General features: G+C 54.8%; 18 protein-coding genes. 4 read left to right on the top strand and 14 right to left on the bottom strand.

The genetic code is table 11. The features are described from left to right. The coding region (locus UCMB321_RS13800; protein WP_040067578.1) for a two-partner secretion domain-containing protein at nt 1–434 on the bottom strand (434 nt) is incomplete at its 3' end. Between the two features lie 499 nt (nt 435–933). On the opposite strand from UCMB321_RS13800, the gene UCMB321_RS13795 reads away from it, so the two are divergent. Continuing rightward, nucleotides 934–2,928, top strand: coding sequence for a methyl-accepting chemotaxis protein (locus tag UCMB321_RS13795; protein ID WP_040067577.1), 1,995 nt, complete (start codon nt 934–936; stop codon nt 2,926–2,928). 129 nt (nt 2,929–3,057) lie between these two features. Beyond that, the gene (locus tag UCMB321_RS13790) at nt 3,058–3,522 is read left to right on the top strand and encodes an SRPBCC family protein (RefSeq protein ID WP_040067576.1); all 465 of its coding nucleotides are present in this window, start codon (nt 3,058–3,060) and stop codon (nt 3,520–3,522) included. Nucleotides 3,523–3,629: 107 nt separating this feature from the next. Here UCMB321_RS13790 and UCMB321_RS13785 read toward each other — a convergent pair whose 3' ends face one another. After that, on the bottom strand, nt 3,630–5,024 hold the full coding sequence (locus UCMB321_RS13785; RefSeq protein ID WP_040067575.1) for a YfcC family protein: 1,395 nt from the start codon (nt 5,022–5,024) through the stop codon (nt 3,630–3,632). A 35-nt stretch (nt 5,025–5,059) separates the two neighbouring features. After that, on the bottom strand, nt 5,060–6,184 hold the full coding sequence (locus UCMB321_RS13780) for a M20 family metallopeptidase (protein WP_040067574.1): 1,125 nt from the start codon (nt 6,182–6,184) through the stop codon (nt 5,060–5,062). A 124-nt stretch (nt 6,185–6,308) separates the two neighbouring features. Between UCMB321_RS13780 and UCMB321_RS13775 the strand changes: the two genes are divergently transcribed. Beyond that, on the top strand, nt 6,309–7,229 hold the full coding sequence (locus UCMB321_RS13775) for a LysR family transcriptional regulator (protein WP_040067573.1): 921 nt from the start codon (nt 6,309–6,311) through the stop codon (nt 7,227–7,229). On the opposite strand, the gene UCMB321_RS13770 is transcribed toward UCMB321_RS13775, so the two are convergent. The 11 genes from UCMB321_RS13770 to leuS form a co-directional block, all read right to left on the bottom strand. Further along, nucleotides 7,226–8,344 carry a hypothetical protein gene (locus UCMB321_RS13770; RefSeq protein ID WP_040067572.1) on the bottom strand — a complete coding sequence of 373 codons (1,119 nt, stop codon included), beginning with the start codon at nt 8,342–8,344 and terminating at the stop codon, nt 7,226–7,228. The two genes, UCMB321_RS13775 and UCMB321_RS13770, sit on opposite strands and share 4 nt — an antisense overlap. Beyond that, nucleotides 8,341–9,609 (bottom strand): ATP-grasp domain-containing protein, encoded by a 1,269-nt coding sequence (locus tag UCMB321_RS13765; protein WP_040067570.1) that lies wholly within the window; start codon nt 9,607–9,609, stop codon nt 8,341–8,343. The genes UCMB321_RS13770 and UCMB321_RS13765 overlap by 4 nt, the downstream gene beginning before the upstream one ends. A gap of 100 nt (nt 9,610–9,709) precedes the next feature. Next, nucleotides 9,710–10,498, bottom strand: a complete 789-nt coding sequence (locus UCMB321_RS13760) for an alpha/beta fold hydrolase (RefSeq protein ID WP_157015947.1) — start codon at nt 10,496–10,498, stop codon at nt 9,710–9,712. Between the two features lie 46 nt (nt 10,499–10,544). Then, nucleotides 10,545–10,907, bottom strand: coding sequence for a VOC family protein (locus UCMB321_RS13755; RefSeq protein WP_040067566.1), 363 nt, complete (start codon nt 10,905–10,907; stop codon nt 10,545–10,547). Then, nucleotides 10,904–11,818, bottom strand: coding sequence for an aldo/keto reductase (locus UCMB321_RS13750; RefSeq protein WP_040067564.1), 915 nt, complete (start codon nt 11,816–11,818; stop codon nt 10,904–10,906). The genes UCMB321_RS13755 and UCMB321_RS13750 overlap by 4 nt, the downstream gene beginning before the upstream one ends. Next, nucleotides 11,818–12,588 (bottom strand): DUF1826 domain-containing protein, encoded by a 771-nt coding sequence (locus UCMB321_RS13745; RefSeq protein ID WP_040067561.1) that lies wholly within the window; start codon nt 12,586–12,588, stop codon nt 11,818–11,820. Before UCMB321_RS13745 ends, UCMB321_RS13750 begins: the two co-directional genes overlap by 1 nt. Beyond that, complete coding sequence (dcd, locus tag UCMB321_RS13740; protein WP_040067560.1) at nt 12,588–13,106, bottom strand: dCTP deaminase; 519 nt, start codon at nt 13,104–13,106, stop codon at nt 12,588–12,590. The genes UCMB321_RS13745 and dcd overlap by 1 nt, the downstream gene beginning before the upstream one ends. After that, nucleotides 13,103–13,603 carry a dCTP deaminase gene (locus UCMB321_RS31765; protein WP_084615010.1) on the bottom strand — a complete coding sequence of 167 codons (501 nt, stop codon included), beginning with the start codon at nt 13,601–13,603 and terminating at the stop codon, nt 13,103–13,105. The genes dcd and UCMB321_RS31765 overlap by 4 nt, the downstream gene beginning before the upstream one ends. 161 nt (nt 13,604–13,764) lie before the next feature. Beyond that, nucleotides 13,765–14,577 (bottom strand): class I SAM-dependent methyltransferase, encoded by an 813-nt coding sequence (locus UCMB321_RS13735; RefSeq protein WP_040067558.1) that lies wholly within the window; start codon nt 14,575–14,577, stop codon nt 13,765–13,767. Between the two features lie 121 nt (nt 14,578–14,698). Next, on the bottom strand, nt 14,699–15,826 hold the full coding sequence (locus UCMB321_RS13730) for a hypothetical protein (RefSeq protein ID WP_040067556.1): 1,128 nt from the start codon (nt 15,824–15,826) through the stop codon (nt 14,699–14,701). 101 nt (nt 15,827–15,927) lie between these two features. Then, entirely contained in the window at nt 15,928–18,381 is a 2,454-nt protein-coding gene (gene leuS, locus UCMB321_RS13725; protein ID WP_040067554.1) for a leucine--tRNA ligase, read from the bottom strand. Nucleotides 18,382–18,997: 616 nt separating this feature from the next. Here leuS and UCMB321_RS13720 point away from each other — a divergent pair. Next, nucleotides 18,998–20,017: an alpha/beta fold hydrolase gene (locus UCMB321_RS13720; protein WP_040067552.1), complete on the top strand. Its 1,020-nt coding sequence runs from the start codon at nt 18,998–19,000 to the stop codon at nt 20,015–20,017. Nucleotides 20,018–20,028: the final 11 nt, after the last annotated feature.

Raw genomic sequence — 20,028 nt, 5'->3', positions numbered from 1 at the left:
ACTTCGGTGTAACCGCGCAACTGGCTCGGGCTGCCGCCGTTCACTTCGTTGAGGATGACGTTGGCCGCAGCCCCGCTGAAATTCGGGTTGCCGACGATGATCCCGCCCAGTTGCGTCGACTGGGTCCGCGCGGTGGCGTTGTTGAGGATGACCCCGTTGGTCCCGACGTTGTAGTCATGGAACTGGTTGTGCGACAGCCCCTGGGCATTCGGTGCGGCGATGTTGACGATGGGTACGCCATTGCCCGCCTGGCCCAGCGTGGTGCCCGGCGCACTGACCACGATCCCGTCCGCATGGGCCAGCAACGGTTGCCAGAACATGGCGTTCGCCAGGATGAAGGCCAGTCCGCGCTTGGGCAGTCCGCAGAAGTGCTCACGGTTTTTCAGGGCAGCAGAAGGCTGGCCCGCGAGGAAGGCAAACTGACGAACGTCCATGTCGGAATCTCGATGCAACGAAGGCAATAAATTGAATTAACGGAAGCAGCCCAGGTGGAAACAGATCGGCGCAGCACGCTCGATCAAGCCGCTCATTGAGCAGGGCATGTCAGGGCATGGGGCGATACAGGGCTTGAACAGGTGCTCGCAAACAGGGCGTCAGCACCTTGCACGTCGATGGTCTTGATGGAGAAACGGCACCATGCCAACCCCCACATCGCAGATCCTTCTGGATAGCCTTATGCCATCAACGGGGCGCGATCATAGGGAGGCCATTTAATGGCGTCAATGAAATGTACCAATTTATTTCAGTTCGGACAAAAGCATTGCCGTGACTGCTCGCTGGGCCTTGGCGCGGTCAGCAGGCGCAACGTCAGAGCCTTCAGCTCTTTCTTGCACGATCGTACTAAAGTCGACTTATTTCAAGCCGATAGCTTGACGAAGCCCTGAACAGATCAGGCGACCGAAGAATAAAAACCGCTTTGCTAGGACAGCTCCCATGCCCATGTTCCGTACGATCCAAGCCCGCTACACGCTGTTTCTGGTCCTGTTCATCCTCCTGTTGTTCGTCCTGACCGTGGTCGGTATCAGCCAGTTGGTCGCGCCCACGCTGCGCAAGACCGAGGAGCAGGTCGTACTCAACCGCGTGGCCGAAGTGGCCGAGCAGATCAAGGGGGAGTTGAACAAGGTCCAGGCCCAGCAACGCAGCATTACCCAGACCATTCCCCTGCTCGACAGCGACACCATCGACAAGGTCCTGCCCGGCCTGGTGGACCAGTACGGTGAGCTGAAGGTCTTCGGTGGCGGTATCTGGCCCCTGCCCGGCCAGCGCACACCGGGGCGGAACAAGCACAGCACCTTCTGGCACCGCGATGCCAACGGCCAGTTGAAGGTCAATACCTTCTGGAACAGCGCCGAAGCCCCCAACTATTACGAGCAGCCCTGGTACAAGGGCGGCATGGCCACCCCGCGCGGCCAGTGCGCCTGGGCGGCGGCCTACAAGGATGACGCGAGCCAGGAGCCGCGCACCAACTGCGCCATGGCCATCCAGCGCGACGGCGTGCCGTACGGCGTCTCGACCATCGACGTGACCCTGGGCTTTTTCAACGACCTGGTGGCGCGCAAGGAAAAGGACATCGGCGGTGAAATGCTGATCGTCGAAGCCGACGGCAAGATCATCAGCAACAGCACCCATATCAACAGCCCGGTAGTGCTCAAGAACATCAACGACCTGGCCGCCGGCTCGACCTTCGCCGCACAGGTCAAGAGCGCCCTGCAGAACCGTGACACCGCGTCCCAGCGGGTGGAATTCGACAACGATGGCGTGGCCAGCACCTTCTTCATGCGCCCCATCGAAGGCACCCCCTGGTTCCTCGCCACGGCCCTGCCGACCCAGTTGATCACCGCCCAGCGCGATGACGTGCTCAATACCCTGGCGCTGCTGCAGATCCCGATGATCGTGCTGCTGGCGCTGTTGCAGGTGTATGCCATCCGCCAGTTGGTGAGCCGGATGCAGGCACTCAGGAGCAATATCGACGCGCTGTCCACGGGCGATGCCGACCTGACCCGGCGCATCACCATCCGCGCCGAAGACGAGCTGGGGGCCATCGGCCACTCGGTGAACCGCTTTATCGTCTACCTGCAGAACATGATCGGCGAAGTCACCCAGGCCACCGGCGACATGGCCTCAAGCCTGGACAAGCTGCAACAGACCTCGGCCCATACCAACCGGATCCTCACCCGCCACGCCTCGGAGACCGAACAGACGGTCACCGCCATCACCGAGATGAGTTCCACCGCCGACACGGTGGCCGGCAACGCCGCCGAAACCGCCGCCTTCACCCAGCGCGCCAACGAACACGCCGACCGTTCGCGGGTGGTGGTGGGCGAAGCGTCCAACAGCGTGATCGCGCTGATCGACGAGGTCTCCAGCGCCACCCACAAGGTCGAGAGCATGCAGCAGGATGCCCAACGCATCACCGAGATTCTCGGGGTGATCGGCGCCATTGCCGGGCAGACCAACCTGCTGGCCCTGAACGCCGCCATCGAGGCCGCCCGCGCCGGGGAGCAGGGGCGCGGTTTCGCGGTGGTGGCCGACGAGGTGCGCGCCCTCGCCGCCCGGACCCAGACCAGCACCTCGGAAATCAACGAGATGCTCACGCGCCTGACCCAGGGGGTCAGTTCGTCGGTCGCGGCCATGGAAAACACCCAGGCCAGCTGTCAGTCCGCGGCCGAAGCCACGGCGCGGGTCAACGCGGGGCTCGATGAAATGGCCGGCTCCGTCAGCCATATCAACGGCCTGAGCACCCAGATCGCCACGGCCGCCGAACAACAGAGCGCGGTCACCGAGGAGATCAACCGCAGCATGGTGCAGATCCGCCAGATGGTCGAGGAACTGGTCGAAAGCGGCCACGCCACCGACGCCAATACCCGCAGCCTGCTGGACGCCAACAACCGGGTCAGTGCGTTGATGGGACGCTTCAAGGTCAGGTAGAACACGGTCGGTCGTGCCTGCCCCAAGGGTGGACACGACCGCTGGTCTTATACGTATTGAAACATTTTGTTTCATCTATGCTCATAACTGTTTCCGTCTTTAAACAAGGAATACAGTCGGAGCAATGACATGGAACAGTCCTCTTTTCAGTCTTATGCCAAGACACTCAGCAACGAAGTCTATATAGAAGTCGATATCGAGACGGTCTATGCCTATATAACCCAGCCGGACCGCTGGCATGAATGGCACCCCACGTCCGTCAGCGCCGAGACCGGCATCCGCGGCCCCCTGCCCAAGGATCACCGCTTCACAGGCGTCATCGACCTGCTGGGCCTGCGGATCGAGATGAACTATCGGGTGGTCATCGCCAACCCTCCTGCCGAATTCAAGGCGGCCTTCACTTCCTCGGTGGTCGATGGCTGCATTCACTACAGCCTGCACCGTGCCGGCCCTGGTACGCGGCTCACCCGTAGCTTGCAGTACATCACCGAACTGAACCTGGGCGGTCTGCAGGCGCGCCTGGTCGAGCTCTCGACCCAGGCGATGAACAACCTCAAGCGCCTGCTGGAAACCCCGAAGCGCTCTACCGCCTGAGCCATCCTGGACGAACGGGGTCGTCGCGGACTGCACCGGCCATTGATCGTCGGTGCCTGACCCCAACTATTTCTGGCTCCCACCGGGTTTGCGCACGTTCGGTGGGATCAGAAAGGCCCCCAGTTCATTTCCACCCCTATGACCAAGGTGATGATGCAGATCGCTGCCCAGACCGCAATCAACGGGGCAACGAACTTCAGCCAGCGGCCAAAGGGAATCCCCCCCACCGCCAGCACGCCCATCAGAATACCTGAGGTCGGACTGACGCAATTGACGATGCCCTCCCCCAACAACACCGCCTGGACCGTCACCTGTCGAGTCAGCCCTACCATATCGCCAATGGGTACATAGATCGGGATCAGCAACGTGGACTCACCGGAGCCGGACGAGATAGCAAAATGCATGAGTGCGGCACTGATATGCATGCCTACCGCTGCCATGGCCGGATGCAGCGGAGCGATCAGCTCGGAGAGGTAACCCACGATCGAGTCAAGGATATTGCCGTGTTCCAACACAATGGATATCGCCCTGGCCATGCCGACGATCAGGGCACCCTGCAGGATGCCGGAACAGCCACCGATAAAGCGGTTGGCGATGTCTGATGCAGAAAGGCGCCCGAGCAGGCCGCTGCCCACGGCCATGAATAGAAACATCGCCGTCATCTCGATCTCGCCCCATTGGGCGGTCATTGCGCCGTAAATGAACGAGATCAAGGTCACGGAGGCAAAGGCCAGGATGATCCAGTGACGCCAAGTCGCCGGAACGTCAGTGGCATCCTCTACCGGAATGACTGGCCGTTGCTCGCCGTTTCGCCTGCACCGACGCGCGTATAAGGTCAGAAAGACGATGCAGACCACGACGAACAGTGCTGACGTTATCCCCCTCAGACCCATACCCGAGAACAGCGGAAGTTGCGCCAAACGCTGGGTCAATCCGGTGGTCGCCGGGTTGGTGATCGCCGTGTTGAAACCGGCGGCGCAGGTCAGGTAGACGAGAGACACCCCGAACATGGGATTCAGGCCAACGGATCTGGCCACCAGCATGCCGATGGGAACGAAGGCAATCACCGCATTGACAACCACACCCGTGGTGCCAAGCACACCAAACACCAACGCAAAAATCAGAATGATCGAAAAATCATTGAGCCTTGAACTGCGCGCGATGCCTTTGAGCACCTGGTGGATGGCGCCCGTACTTTCCAGGACCGCGAGTGCGCCACCCGTAAACAAGATAAGAAAGATAATCGGCGCTGACGTCTGCAGGCCCTTGGCAACCGCCACAAAGATATCCAGCGGACGAGCGCCGCTTTGCTCGACAGCATGCAAACTGCCGGACACGGCAAAGGTAATGCCATCGCGCGTCTCCTTGTCGAAGACACCTGCAGGAACGACCCACGTGCCAATGGCAGCCACGATCAAAATGATAAACAGCAGCACGTAAGGGCTTTTACTTTCTTGCCTCGGTTTCGCCGAGGGTGCTGCTGCCGGGTGAACGTGAGTCATTTCAAGCCTTCCTTATTATTGTCGTAGCCGAAGCCTTAAAGTTTCTTGATCAGTTCAGCAAGCAACGCGGTGCGAACGGGAAGATCGGCAATGATGATGTGCTCGTGGATGGCGTGCGGGCCGACACCGGTTGCTCCCAGGCCATCCAGCGTCGGTATGCCGATGGCCGAAGTGAAATTGCCGTCGCTTCCGCCGCCCACAGAGGCCTGGAGGAGATCGATGGATAATTCACCGGCCGCCTCTTTGGCGAGCGCAAACAACCATCTGTTGCCCTCGGTGTTTTCCAGGGGAGGACGCACCAATCCACCCGTCACCGAGATTTGCGCCCCGGTCAAACGTGGCTGAAGGCCGTTGACTGCGAATTCGACACGGCGGGCTTCGGCAAGGCTGGTAACCCGTAGGTCCACGCTTAAACGAGCCCGCTCGGCAACCACGTTGGTACGATCACCGCCCTGTGCAATCCCCACGTTGATCGTCGTCCCACGCTCAGGTGCATTGAGCCCCTGCAGAAAAAGAATCTGCTCGGCCATTTCATGCACGGCGCTGATCCCGTCCTCCGGGTTGTTGCCCGCATGGGCCGCACGTCCCTTGATAGTGATTTCAAAACGGCCTGTGCCCTTGCGCTCGGTTTTTAATGCATGGGTATGCGCCGTGGCGGGCTCCACCACCAGTACTTGCTGGCACAGCCTGGCCTCTTGCTCGATCCACTCACGGGATGTCGGGCTGCCCAACTCTTCATCGCTGGAACACAGGAATCTGATCTCATGATCGTCCAGAAGGTTGAGTTCCACCAACGCACGCACTGCCCAGATCGCTTGGACAAGCCCGCCCTTCATGTCCAGAACCCCCGGGCCATAGAGCTTGCCGCCTTCCTCGCGCAAGGTCAGGTGGCCAACATCCCAGACCGTATCAAAATGCCCCAGTATCGCGGTCCTGCGGGAACCCTGACCGATGCTGAACGCAAGGTGGTCCCCAAGAGTCTCACGAGGTATCACCTCGGCAGACGAACCCAGGCGCTTGGCGATGATGTCCTGCAAGACCCGGCCGCAGGCGTCCACGGCCTGCTTGTCGGTAGAGGGCGATTCGGCACTGACCAGCCGTTTCAGATCATCCAGAATCTGTTGGGCATGGAGATGAAGGTACTGTTGCACGCTGCTCATGGAAGGGTCGCTCAAGGCTGGATATAGGCCCAATTATGCCGAGCACCCAGTCATTGAAGAATGCGAGGTCGGGGCCTATATTGTTGCCCTATAGTCAACAGTTTACCGGATCAAAGCCTTGACGATGGACGACGATTTTCAAGAAAAAAGACTGAGCTATCTCCATCAAGTGGGGGTACAGGGGGGGATTCGCAAAGCCGCCGATGCGCTGAACGTCAACCCATCGGTCATCAGCCGCCAAGTGGCATTGCTGGAGCGCAGCCTGCATCTGCCGCTTCTGGAACGCAGCGGCAGAAACGTCATCCTGACCCAGGCGGGAAAGCTGCTCGCCGAGCACTTCGCCGAAACCCGAGCGCGTCGAGAAACGCTCACCAAACACCTGACCGACCTGCGCTACATGCGCGGCGGCACGGTGAGCCTGCGCATTGGCCAAGGCATGATTGAAAGCTTTGTGAACGGTGTCCTGCGGGAATTTTCCAATGACTATCCTGATGTCTTTGTCGACATCAGCACTGGCGACTTGGGCACCACCTTGATGATGCTGGTTCGCGGTGAGCTGGATATGGCCTTTTCCTTTGGCTCCGTCGGCAACATGTCCCTGCACCGCCGAAGTTTTTATCGGGGCCCCGTCTGCGCCGTGGTGCCGCAAGACCATCCCCTGGCCAGACAGCCGGATGTCAGGCTGGACGAGTTGATCGAGTACAGGCTGATTGCACTGACCGACGCGTTCGGCATACAGCGTTACGTCAACAAGATGTTCGAATCCGAAGGGCTGATATTCAGCCCCGCGTATCGCTGCAACCTGCTTTCATCGGCCCAGTCGCTATGTCAGGCAGGCCTGGGCATTGCCTTCATGACCGCCCAATCCCTAGGTCAAAGTGCTGCTACGAATCCACTCGTCGCGATCCCAATCGACCACCCTATCGCACGAACATCTGAATGCCATGTGCTACGCAGCTCCGACCGACGACTCTCCCCGGCAGCCGACCACCTGTGGCGGTTGTTGATCAACAGTCTGGAACGGGAGGTGTCAGCGCACACCTAATGAGCTTGTGGAGGCTCAAATATTCTCTCGAAATAGGCAGTCGGAATACCCATTCGGTCGACGCAGTACCGACGCACATGCCCCCAAGCCTTGTCATGCATTCTTGCATAGTCAATGTATTGCCGAGCCAGATCGATTTTGCTGCCAACCCGTCTCTGGAAGGTGTCGAAGCTTCGTACAAAATGACTATCGGCTACGCCTTTCGCCTGCAGATACTGTCTCCCGGCAGCCAGAACCAAGTGCGGCTCCAGCCTACACAGGTAGGTGAGATAGAACAGGTCGTTCATAGCACGCCTCAGGATCGAAGCACGCTTGAGAGTTGTTTCATCTACACCGATAGCACACAACATCGCGGCGAGCATGAGCGAATCGAGCATTTTTCTTTTCAGCGAAGGCTCATTGCCCACGTCCAGATAGTCATGCAGCGGACTGGACTCGAATGGTGAATCGAGGCCTCGAAGCCGAGAGTCTAGGGTTTCCCCACCGAACCCGAACTCGTACCCCAGTACACCGGCACTGTCTCTGATCTCAACAAGATTGCCGATATCCCGATACAGTCCCCGGCTCTGATCCTGAATTGCGAAGGTAACGCCTTCACCACTCACCCCATCCAGGCCGTATTTCCAGTGGTAGTAACCGGGTGGACGCCCATCGATCTCGATCCGCCAGCCTTCGCATTTACAGGTGACAGACTCATACAGAGTGAGCGAACGACTTACTCGACATAGCAAGCGCTGCCGACTGCTGATACTCGCGAGGTAATCGGTAATGAACTCCAGAATCCGCGGCAATGAATTGGGGCCACCTAACACCCCCAATTGCGTGAAACAGCTCATGTACTCCAGCTCTTCGCTCCAATTCCTGATGCTTTTGAGATTCTGATTTCTGATGCACTCCTGAACGATCGAAAAGCCCGGAAAAGGCACACGCCCCTCAAGAAGGTGCCGTTTGTAGCCGGCGATGGTTGAGTTAGCAAAGAGCAGGGTCTCATCGTCGCTGAGCAATTGCGTCGGTGCTGCTGGGATAAAGCCGAACTGCGCAGCCAGTGTGTTGAAATGACCGGTCAGGGCCTCAAGCTCATACTTATTGGTCATCGACCGAAGTGGGTGCGTCATATGGATTGCTCCAATCGTAGCACCTCAATGGAAAAATCCGCCTTGATCTGCTGGATACTTACCTCTACCTGTTCTGCGCTATCGTGGCGCACGACGAACATCCCGACCGCAGGGTCCTCAAAATACTCCTTATTGAAGCGAGTACCGGCAGCAACAATCTTTCTCCACGTCACATGCTCGCCCAACGGAGGGGCTCCCTGGACCGACAGTACCTCGCACCATGACGTCTCAGGCAAAGCCAGTACGATCCAGCCCCCTGACTTGCTCACATGAGCGCCAAGAAATCCCGAGGAACTCAAGACCGACGGGGCCTCGACCTCCACCCTGAAGTTCTCCTCAAGCAGGTCCACGCCATAGATACTCTTTATACAAGGTACTATCGCTGCTCCACCGGGACGCGAGGAGATTTCCAGAAACACCAGACGCTGATCGCTGAGCAGGAAGGCTTCCAGATGAAAGACTAAATCACGGGCATTCAATGAGGAGAGCGTACGCTGCGTGAATTGCACTATGGCTTTCTGAAGCGACGGTTCATCGATTAGCACCGAAGACATGGCGACCTTTTCATGCTGCCAGGCATAGCAATCATCCAGGTACCGGGACGCACAGACAAACAGCAACTCCCCCTGCCGACAGACTCCGTCAATATGAATGACCGGCGCGTCGACAAACTGCTCCACCAAGTACTCGACACCGAGGACCTGGAGTTCATGCATTTTCTGCTCTAACTCCATGGCATCCTGAGTCACGTAGACATGGCGGCTCCCCGCTTGGGAGGCGGCCTTAAGCACGAGCGGATAATCGCTTGAGGTAAAAACTTCGGATACCGCAATCATCCCCTTCGTAGCCAGCCGCTCACCACCGACAAAGCGACTGGTCGCGACCTCAGCCTGCTGGGCAAGCGCCGACTTCATCAGGAACTTGTTTCTGAACACAACAACGTCGCCGAGCCGACGACCAGATATCCCGTAATGATCACGAACCGCCGCGCCGCACAAAATGCTGTACTCGGTGTTGGCGATCACATAGTCGATTCTGCCAAACTCAAACATAATCTCATTACAGAAAAGGAATATTTCCAACAGCTTCTTGTCGTACTGCTCGACATCGAACTTAGCTGCCAGGCACAGCCTTCTGCAAGCGGTCAGTTCAAGCGTCGGCGGCTCTTTGCCAATATGAAACCAACGGGTGTTTGCATCGAAAAAATCGGCATCGACGTAAGAATCACCGATAATCAATACGTTGCGCATAACGACAACTTCCATTATAAAACTCCATGATCATAGCCAAGCCCCATACATGCGTAAGAACTGGGATTCAAGGTCGTATTGATCAGATAATGGTGAAAGATACGAACTCGCTATTTCACCCAATACCCATGAAACGGTCGAGTTCCTGGAAATAGGCCTGAGTCTGTTCGATGAAAGGATAATGTGCAGCACCGGAAAACCGGGCGACGCGAAAGTCCACCAGGTGCTCGCTGGTTTTGGCAACTTGATAGTCGCTGCAGATATCTTCGCTTCCGTAGGTGATCAGCACCGGGCAACGTATGACGCCGAGCAGTTCCAGATAGGAGGCGCGTAAGCTGACGTTCCCCATCGGCCGCACTTGAAGCGCCTGGAACTGTTCAGGGGTCATGAATCGTTTGCCGCAGATATGTGCGTCGAAGAACCTGTTCTCAGCGTGACGCTCGTCGCCCTCACGAGCATAACTCTCCAGGCGTTTCTGGTTGATCTGCAGGAACTCCTCTCGCTCTGGACAGAAGCCCGAGAGCACGATCTTGATGCGTTGCTGTGAAAACTCGTATCTCTGAAAGATTTCACAAAGCAGAACAGCGCCGAAGGAGTGAGCCACGATCAACAGATCGCGATCCTTGAGTTTGCTGACATGCCGGTAGAGTTCCTCCACCAGAATGGCGAACAGTTGCTCCGAATCGATTTGAAAGCCGTCCCTGTCTCGACAGGCGAACTGGTCATAGCGATAACAGTCGTAGGACCGTTCTGCACACCAGGTGTCGAAGGGCTCCATCAACAGACAGTTACCGGGGCGACCGTGAATGCAGAGCACGCAGGTCGAACTACCCCGGTCGGTGAATCGGTAATGCTCTCCGGGCCGCACAGCGCTCCCGGCCTCCACTAAATCTGTACCCTTCATCCCAGGCACCTCGTCCACGCGTTTACTGCCTGCACTATCGGCGAAATCAGACCTGATTCACTTCCACATAGTGTCCATCCGGATCCTGGACGTAGAACTGCCTGAGCCCATTGATGAGTTTTTCCTCCAGAATCGGTAGCTGCGCGACCCGACAAGCCAGCAGCACACGATGATAGTCATCGACGAAAAAGCCATAGTGAGACAATGTGTCGCCCTTTTCCTGGAGGGCAGGCTCTCGATTGACGATCAGTTCGAGCTTAGGCCGCTGACCATCCGATAGAAAATAGAGGTGGAACGAACCGTCGTGTGCGGCAAACTCTTCCACCACTTTGAAATTGAAGATCTCTTGGTAGAAGCTGATCATGCGCTCGGGATTTGCAGTCCTGATCGCCAAATGCAGATCGCTCATACGTCACCCCACAGTGATAGGCGCTTCCCCAACTCAGCCTTGAACTCCCTGGAAATCACGTCCGCCGCATCCAGTAAAACATCATCTGAAATACGACCGCTGCTGAACGCGGTCAGATGGTCAGGAGTGTGCAACCCAAGAATAGGGGTGACACCCCTTGACTGCACCCAGCTCACCGCAAGGTTGCTCAAGCCTACACCCTGAGGTAAAAGAGCCCGGAGTTCCTGCAACATGCGCTGTATATGTGGCCGATATTTTTCCGCGAACAGGACGACATAGTTTCTGTGGTCGTCGGTGGAGAAGCCCGCGTAGTCTGGACGGTCGGTCAAGATGCCTTGAGCGAGCGTGGAGTACCCCATCAACTCAATACCACGTGCCTCGGCGAACTGGCTGACTCCGAACTCCACGCCCCTGAAGAACAGCGAGTAGGCATATTGAAGACAGTCCAGTTTCAGTAGACTGTCGATGGTCTCCAGATCTGCCAGATCATAATTGCAGACCCCAATTTTCTTCGTGAGCCCAGAGCTTTTCGCCAGTTCCAAGGCTCGCAAGGTTTCTTCCAACGACACAGGATCGGTCCCCATGGTCCCGGCCGGCCAGTGGATCAGCAATGTGTCCAATTGGCTCACTCCCAGCCGTGTCAGGCTGCCCTCGACACTCTGGATCACCTTGGCACGGGTCATCATGTCGGGCGGCACTTTGCTGATGACCTTGAGTGCCTTGTTACTGAAATGCCGGATCACCTCGCCGACGATCTTCTCCGAATGGCCATCCCCATAACTGGGCGCCGTGTCTATCCGTTCGATGCCCTGGTCAATGGCACAGAACAGCGTTTCATAGGCTTTCCAACTATTGACCGTCGACCAGCTACCGCCGCCTACCTGCCAGGTTCCGAGGATTATATTTTTCATCAGAACTCCGTCTTATAGGTACTGATGGTGAATACCAAGCGCCGATCAGTATCGATGAATCGCCCTCCTTTATGGATCAGCCCCTTGCCCTTGGCGAAATCCCTGAAATGCGACTTCTCGCCAAGAACGATATTGATGACCGCCTGATTTCGGGAATCAATACCCTCGTACATCTCTCCCTTGAGCAAAACCCACTTCATCGGAGGGACCACTTGACAATCGGCATCATCATAAGCTGCATCGGCGTCATTCAATGCAATGGAGTTCTCCTGAAAGTAATCGCGCCTTGTGTTTTTCTCCCGTAGATATATTGCCCCCTCACCATAGAAGCACTTGGTCAACGTCATGGCGGCAGCATCCCGGTGGTAATACTGGCTGACAGACGGATACTCCTTGGCCACGTACTCCGCCGTCACCACGCGTAAAGACACCAAAGGTTTCTCATCCAAGGTGAGTCGGAAAAATAAATCCATGGCGCTGCACAGTTCATTCATCAGCGGGTTCAATAGTTCAGCCGCAAGATGCAGCTGCAACGTCTCTTGTAACCTCGTTTTGATAAGAGGAATTTCTTTGTTCAGGTAGATCGCTTTGTAATGGTCAGGTAGCGACAAGGCGATATCACGAGCCTGCGTTTCACTGACGGTATCCTGAAGCAGGTCGATAAAGACCGCAGGTTCATCAGTTCGGCTAAAGCTCGACAGATCGGCAATGGGGGACATATCCAGATCGACGGCCCTGAAGTGCGGATTCGAAGTCAATGTTTTCATCATCACATGTAGTCCAGATAGGTTTTGGAAGGCTGTGGTCCGGTGGTGTTCTGATACTTCCCCCGATACAGTGTGATCTGCCCTTCCGGGCGCCAAAATGACACTTGGGCCAAAAGCATTTCGGGATACACCTTGACCGGCAAAGTGGCATATAGCTGAAACGTGGTTTTGCCGATCGAACCAATATCTATCAAGTCAGCGGTGATATGCACAAACAAGCCTACCCTGGCTGTGCCGGACTTGGCGTGAATAATGGGGACAAAATGATTACTGCCTATCACTTCCAGAGACTCCGAGAGCAAAAAATCCCCCGCCTCCAATTGCAGCCCGCCTGCGGGAATATCATGAATCTCATAGGCGTGCTGCTTTTTAGGATCAATAACCCCACCCTCATATTTCAGATATCTATAACCCAAACGAAGATCATATGAATTGGTACTCAACTGAGAGTCAACGAAGGGGTCAACGATAATATTTCCGGCGACTATCTCATCACGTATTTTATTTCCTGTAAGAATCATATCAGCAGCCTCTCAGTGGGACTATTGTAAAGGGCATAGTTTTTACCAAAACAACGTACACCCCCGTAATTTGTCCAGAATGAAACTTGTCCAATCGGCATCTTTGGATAGACACGAATTGCCCGAGCCGCGTGTAGCTCCAGAGTCCATTGATGACTGGATGTGGTATGCCCCAAGTTAGCCGATATCTGCAAGAACAGACCAAAACGCCCCATGGAACTTCTACCAATCAGCGACATCGCATACCGAGGACTACCGATGACTTCATCAGTCACCCCCAAATACATGGTTCCGGGGTGCAACACATACCCATCCTCTCCCAGCCTGACGGTGTCAAACCTCGGATATCCATCGGAGCATCTCCCGCTAAAGACCTTCACTTCCTCACCCAATAAATAGTTGTAACTATTGGGATTTACACGCGAACGATCAAAGTTTGAAATAATGATATCGCCGCTTTCAACAGACTCTATAATTCTCTCCCCAGTCAAGATCATATCCACACCTATTATTGGTTACTTTCAAGACTTGCTTGCTCCTCTATCCCCCAACAAGCAGCCCCCAGACAGACGACCGCACTGACTCGTATCGACGCAGCCAAGACCTTTAGCATTCGAAAAACAAGCTGCGAATCGGAATCAAATTGACCGTTATTCTCTCAAAACAACTCCACATAACGATTTGGATAACACTGGGCGTCATAGTGCAAGACCAGAACATTGTAACCCTGATATTGACGAAGCTCGTTCGACATTTTTTTGATACTGTACAGCCTATCGTACATCATCGACTTGACACCCTCATCTTCCAAACCGTACGAATGACTGGCTCGCTCCACCGTCGATTCACAATAGTGATGCAGCTCTTTTTCGGTTTCCGGCAAAGGTTGCAAACGTTCCTCAAAATACACCTCAAAACCTTTATACAGCTGCATAACTTCTTTATAAGGCTGAACTGTAGGTGTAATACCGAACACTTTGGCAGCCTGGTTCAGCATTTTCTCGGGAATATCTTCGACAGTGTAAAAAGGCGAGGCCAGCAGATACCCCGACGAGCTGAACAATCGGCAGATATTCTCGATCATTCGTTCAGGCTGAGGAAAAAAGCCCAATCCGGCACCGACCACAATATGAGAAAACTTCTCGGGAGATTCGTACAACGTGCCGTCAATCGCCGTAAATCGAACCTTGTTGCCCAACCCCATTTGTTCGGCATTAACACGCGCTTGGCTGATAGAGTCCTTACACAGGTCAATACCCACTCCTTCGCAGCCAGACTCCTTTACCAGCGAGTTGATGGAAAATCCGGTTGTACAGGCCACTTCCAAGACCCGCGAGCCAGCGTTAAGGTTTGAGTTATTACGCCATTTGGTCAGAGTACTGTAAGAGCCTGGAGGAACATTGGTTTGGTTAATAAACGCTACAAATTCCGTGTAGCTCATTTCATTAATGCGACGAGAGTCGATATACATATAGTTTCCTTTCCATAAGAGCGCCTACGCGCAGGTTGAGTACAGCGTATTAAAACCCGATACCTACCCGATCGATCCAGGCCAGCGACATGAGATATTTTGCTTAACGCCTTGCCCGACACTATTGAGGCTTGAGCTTAAAGCCCTCAACGTACAAGCGACGTACTTTAAATAGAATCAATGCACCGCCAGCTATGGCAATCGCCTGCCACTCATTGATAGCGATATGAGCGAATACCTTGACTATATGAATCAACGAGATCAGACACACTTGCATCGCTGCCAGCACGGCTACCACCAGCAGACGGCTGAGGGTGTCATGCGTTTGCGCGAGATCCGCAACTATCGATGACATGACCAGTGTACTTGTGCTTCCCAATCCGAATACGGCTGCAGCCAGGAGCAGAGAATCCTCAGTAGCGTTGCCAGCGAGCCAATACCCGATGGCGCAAAGTCCGAGCAGTGCCACGACCAATAGCTTCTCGTCACGGACCTTCAACCGGGACAACAGCACCACACAGGCCAAAACACCGAGGATATAGAACCCGGTAATGCCGGGGACACTGCCCCACCAACGCTGCGCATCAAGTTCCGCCCAATGATGGAGTGACAGATTGAAACAATTGGCTGCGAACGCCGCAAGCATATAGCAGCACAGGTTATAGACCGAAAGCGACTTACCGAGAACCAGCAGTTGTTTGATGCTGACACGCTGGGTCATTGCAGTACCGACAAATGTGCTGAGGTAGAGCAAGGGCAGAATTGTGGCAAGCCCATAGGCTAATGACAGCCAGACTCGGGACTGCAGCTCCGAGAGCCAGCCCAGAGCGGCATACCAGACCAAAGATTCAATATTGATGATCAGTACCAACACCGACGCAAGCAATTTTCCGTGCGCTCCTTTGGAAACCTCGCGCATCGCAAAATAGAAACTCGATGAGGCAATAAGCCCCGAGCACAGCGCTTCTGGAATAATCCAGACAATACCGGTCGACAATACGCAGAGCACCAGTAGTATCTTGGCCACCAAGGCCACCTGTACCACTCGCTCACAACTAGCACCCATTAGAGGAATCAACACCACCGTCAGACAGCCCGACAAATAGAACGTCAAAATCTCCTGAGAGGTGAAGTCAATGCTGGTCATGCTCAAGTAAAACAGGGTGATTCCACCATGAAGGGAAATCATGCCGCACATAAACAATGCAAAGACAGCCCCGACCTGGCGATGAAATTTATTGTTAATCATAGATTCTTTTCTTAAGGCGATGGACATACTATATTTTGAGTCGAGATGAATCCCGATATTACAAACGTCAGTTGGACCCGCGTATTACCTGCAATCTCGACTCAGGTTTCATAACTGCCAAGAAAATTCACGATTTGGTTTGGCACATAGATCACCTTGGTCACTGCACATCCTTTCAGGGCATCGAAGACCTTGCTCCGAGCAAGATCGACGTCAATCAGTTCCTCACCTGTCCCCTCCACCAGGTCGTCCATATATTTGCCATTGATGTAGATCCGAGTCGCCCTGACCGGGCGCACCCGCGCAGCGGGCCACTGTACATAGTCGATATTGCGGTAGCCCAAACGCTCCCAGATTTCAGAGCACACATGAGGGGCAAAGGGGAACAGGGCCTTCACAAAGTCAGCGCCTATACGTTCGAAGAAATAGGCCTTGTGCTTCTCGGCCTGATTCATGAACTCCATAAACGCGGCAATCGCAGTATTGAAGTTCAAGGTCACAAAGGACGCATCGACCTTGGCGAGGGTTTTTCCCCACTGCATCTCCAGCGGATGCTGGTCCGAAGCCGCAGGTTCGCTGCAAGAAGCGCCGGACTCAAGACCATCGGTGAAAATGCTCAGGACCCTATTAAGGAACCGCTCACATCCCTTTATACCTTTTACATCCCACTTTTTGCTCTGCCCGAGCGGTCCCATGAACATCATGTAAATACGAAAGGTATCGACTCCAAACTCACGAATGATGTCGTCTGGCACGACCACGTTCAAAAGGGATTTTGACATCTTGGTATTGAACACGTGCAACTCGTGATCGCTATTCTTTAACCAGTACTTGCCTGCCCGATACTCGGCTTCATCCACCGCCACTATCCGACCGGTCCCGTCCTTGAATGCATCGGCAGTCACTAATCCCTGGTTATAGAGCGTCTTGAAGGGCTCATCGAAATTCACCAGGCCGACATCGAAAAGCACCTTGTGCCAAAATCTTGCATAAAGCAGGTGCATAGTCGCATGGGCCGCCCCACCAACGTACAGATCGACCTGTTTCCAGTACTCCATACTCGCTGCCGAGAACGGTTCGGCTTCGTTGTGCGGATCCATGAACCGCAGAAAATACCAGCACGATCCGGCCCATCCAGGCATGGTGTCAGTGACCCGGTATAGCGGGTTATCAGCAGCATCTTTGCAGTTCACCCAGTCCTGCGCGCACTGCAGCGGACTGGTACCGTCGGCACTTGGGCGGAAACTCTCGACCGTCGGCAACTCGATCGGCAGCTCCCCATGGTTAGCCGCAACCACGTTACCGTTACAGTCCCGGTATAGTGGAAAAGGTTCACCCCAGTACCTCTGCCTGGAGAACAGCCAGTCACGCATCCTGTAACGAACTCTGCTGACGGCTCCATGATTGCCTATGAGCTCAGCTTCGATCCGCCCACGAGCTTCGGGCCTGGAGAGACCGCTAAAGACCCCGGAATTTTTGAGGCAGGCCCGCATATTGGCCTCATCGAGAACAGAAATGTAGGGCAAACCGAAATGCTTGCACAAAGACGAGGCTTTGGGATCAGTTTCTGGTACAGAGAATATCGCCTGCTCTCTACCATCGAACGCCAGGTAGTTGACGATATAAATGGGCAACGGTGCTCCCGTCAGTGGATGACGTACGTGGCGCTGCAAAGACAGGCCGTCTACTGCGACCTTTGGGTCCTGCAAGTCGGCAATCCGGGTGGAGAGGTCACTGTCATGAACCCGACAGAGTTCTTTTACGTAGGGGTGTTCAGGGCACAGAAATACGGCGTTGATGCCATAAAGTGTTTCGGCCTCTGAGATAAACAAAGTGAGGGAACTGGCCGCGTCCTCCTGCACGAGGAGATCGAGATCGACACCCTCGGTACGCCCAATCCATTCACGCTGCATTTTTTTGACCGACTCCGGCCAATTGAGCTGATCCAGATCAGCTAACAAGCGCTCAGCGTATTCAGTGATTTTCACCATCCATTGCTTTAGCGGTTTTTTGATGCAGGGGTAATCACCACGTTCAGAACGCCCATCGATAACTTCTTCATTCGCCAGAACGGTTTGAAGTGCTTCACACCACCAGACACTTTCCTCTTTCTCATACACCAAACCACGCTCATACAACTTGAGAAAAAGAAACTGAGTCCACCGATAGTACTTTTTATCAGATGTATTGACTTCCCGGCCCCAGTCATAGCTTAAGCCCATCAGCATAAGCTGCCGCTTGAAGTTCTGGCAGTTTATCCGTGTCACTTCGGCGGGATGCACACCGGTCTTTATAGCGTATTGCTCTGCAGGCAAGCCAAACGCATCCCAACCCATGGGATGCAGCACATTGAACCCATCCATTCTTTTTTTACGCGCAACAATATCCGTTCCGATATAACCAACGGCATGCCCAACATGCAAACCATTGCCCGATGGATAGGGAAACATATCAAGCACATAATAAGTGGGTTTATCGACAAAATTATCGACGGCGAATACATTGCCTTCCACCCAACGTCGCTGCCACTTACCTCTAAATTGATCGTTATCCATGTCGCACCACCACGCCCGTCCAAAAGCTTTTTATGTTATGGATTCATCACACGTAAACGAGAGATAAACACACGCGCAATTGTTATTTCGTACGAATAAATCTTTTGTTTATGGAAAGGACTTTAGGCGCAGAAAAAATGCTCTGTCAACCACTGATTTTACGTCAAAAAACCAGCACAACAATCAATTGCCTATTTTTTTGCCAAGGAATCGCTCTACATCCTAGGTAACATGCAGCCCAAAGGAGCTGAGCCCTCTGGGGCTATCATTTATTTCAGAATATTACAAAAATAAGAAGCACTAAAACTTACGAGATTCACAACTAACCCGATATATTTTTGACACCAAGAGAGAATCGGTTTTGGGCAACACTCAACAAACCCGTGATGATCTAGAAGTCATAGGAAAAGAGAAAACCATTTAGAGAAAAGCACACTAAATATTGCAGGAAAAGTCTTACATCCACGACCGGGTAAGATGAAAGAAACGAGGAGCGACCCGAGGTCGCAGTCGGCTTTACCCGCAGACCTCCAATGCTATGGATTGATTATGCGCATGTTAATCCAGGGTTAATCGCCGCTCACCAGCATCGGTCCCATTCTTCTGGAGATCCCTTATGTCGAATGCCCGCGCCCTCGTGCTCGGCGGCCTGTTCCTGGCCGCCTCCCTCCCCGTCCTGTCCCACGCCGCCGAAGGCCCGGCCTACGGCCCGGAACTGCAAGGTTTCGAATACCCCTATCCAGTGCAGCATTTCGCCTTCCAGTCCCAGGGTAAATCCCTGCAGATGGGTTACATGGACGTCCAGCCCAGCGGCAAGGCCAACGGCCAGAACATCGTGCTGATGCACGGCAAGAATTTCTGCGGCGCCACCTGGGACTCCTCCATCAAGGCCCTGAGCGCCGCCGGTTACCGCGTGATCGCCCCGGACCAGATCGGTTTCTGCACCTCCAGCAAACCCGACCACTATCAATACAGCTTCCAGCAACTGGCGAACAACACCCACGCCCTGCTGGAAAAACTCGGCATCCAGAAAACCCTGATCCTGGGTCATTCCACCGGCGGCATGCTCGCCACCCGCTATGCCCTGCTCTACCCGCAACAGGTCGAACGCCTGGCGCTGGTCAACCCCATCGGCCTGGAAGACTGGAAAGCCCTCGGTGTGCCCTACCGGACCGTCGACCAATGGAACGAACGCGAGCTGAAACTCAACGCCGAGGGCATCCGCAACTACGAACGCAACACCTATTACGCCGGCCACTGGAAACCCGAGTTCGACCGCTGGGTCGATATGCTCGCCGGCCTGAACAAAGGCCCCGGTCACGTCGCGGTCGCCTGGAACTCGGCGCTGATCTACGACATGATCTTCACCCAGCCGGTCTATTACGAGTTCAAGGACCTGAAGATGCCCACCCTGTTGCTGATCGGCACCGCCGACACCACGGCCATCGGCAGCGACATCGCGCCGCCCGAGGTCAAGGCGCGCATCGGTCACTACGACGTGCTGGGCAAACAGGTGGCGAAACTGATCCCGCAGTCGACCCTGGTGGAGTTCCCCGGCCTGGGCCATGCGCCGCAGATGGAAGAACCGGCGCGTTTCCACAAGGCCCTGCTCGACTGGCTGGCCAGCCAACCCTGACGAGGAAACAA

Origin of the sequence: Pseudomonas batumici, assembly GCF_000820515.1 — a bacterium.
GTDB classification, from domain to species: domain Bacteria; phylum Pseudomonadota; class Gammaproteobacteria; order Pseudomonadales; family Pseudomonadaceae; genus Aquipseudomonas; species Aquipseudomonas batumici.
Note: the sequence above shows the minus strand (reverse complement) of the source record. Positions and strands in the feature narration are given on the sequence as shown.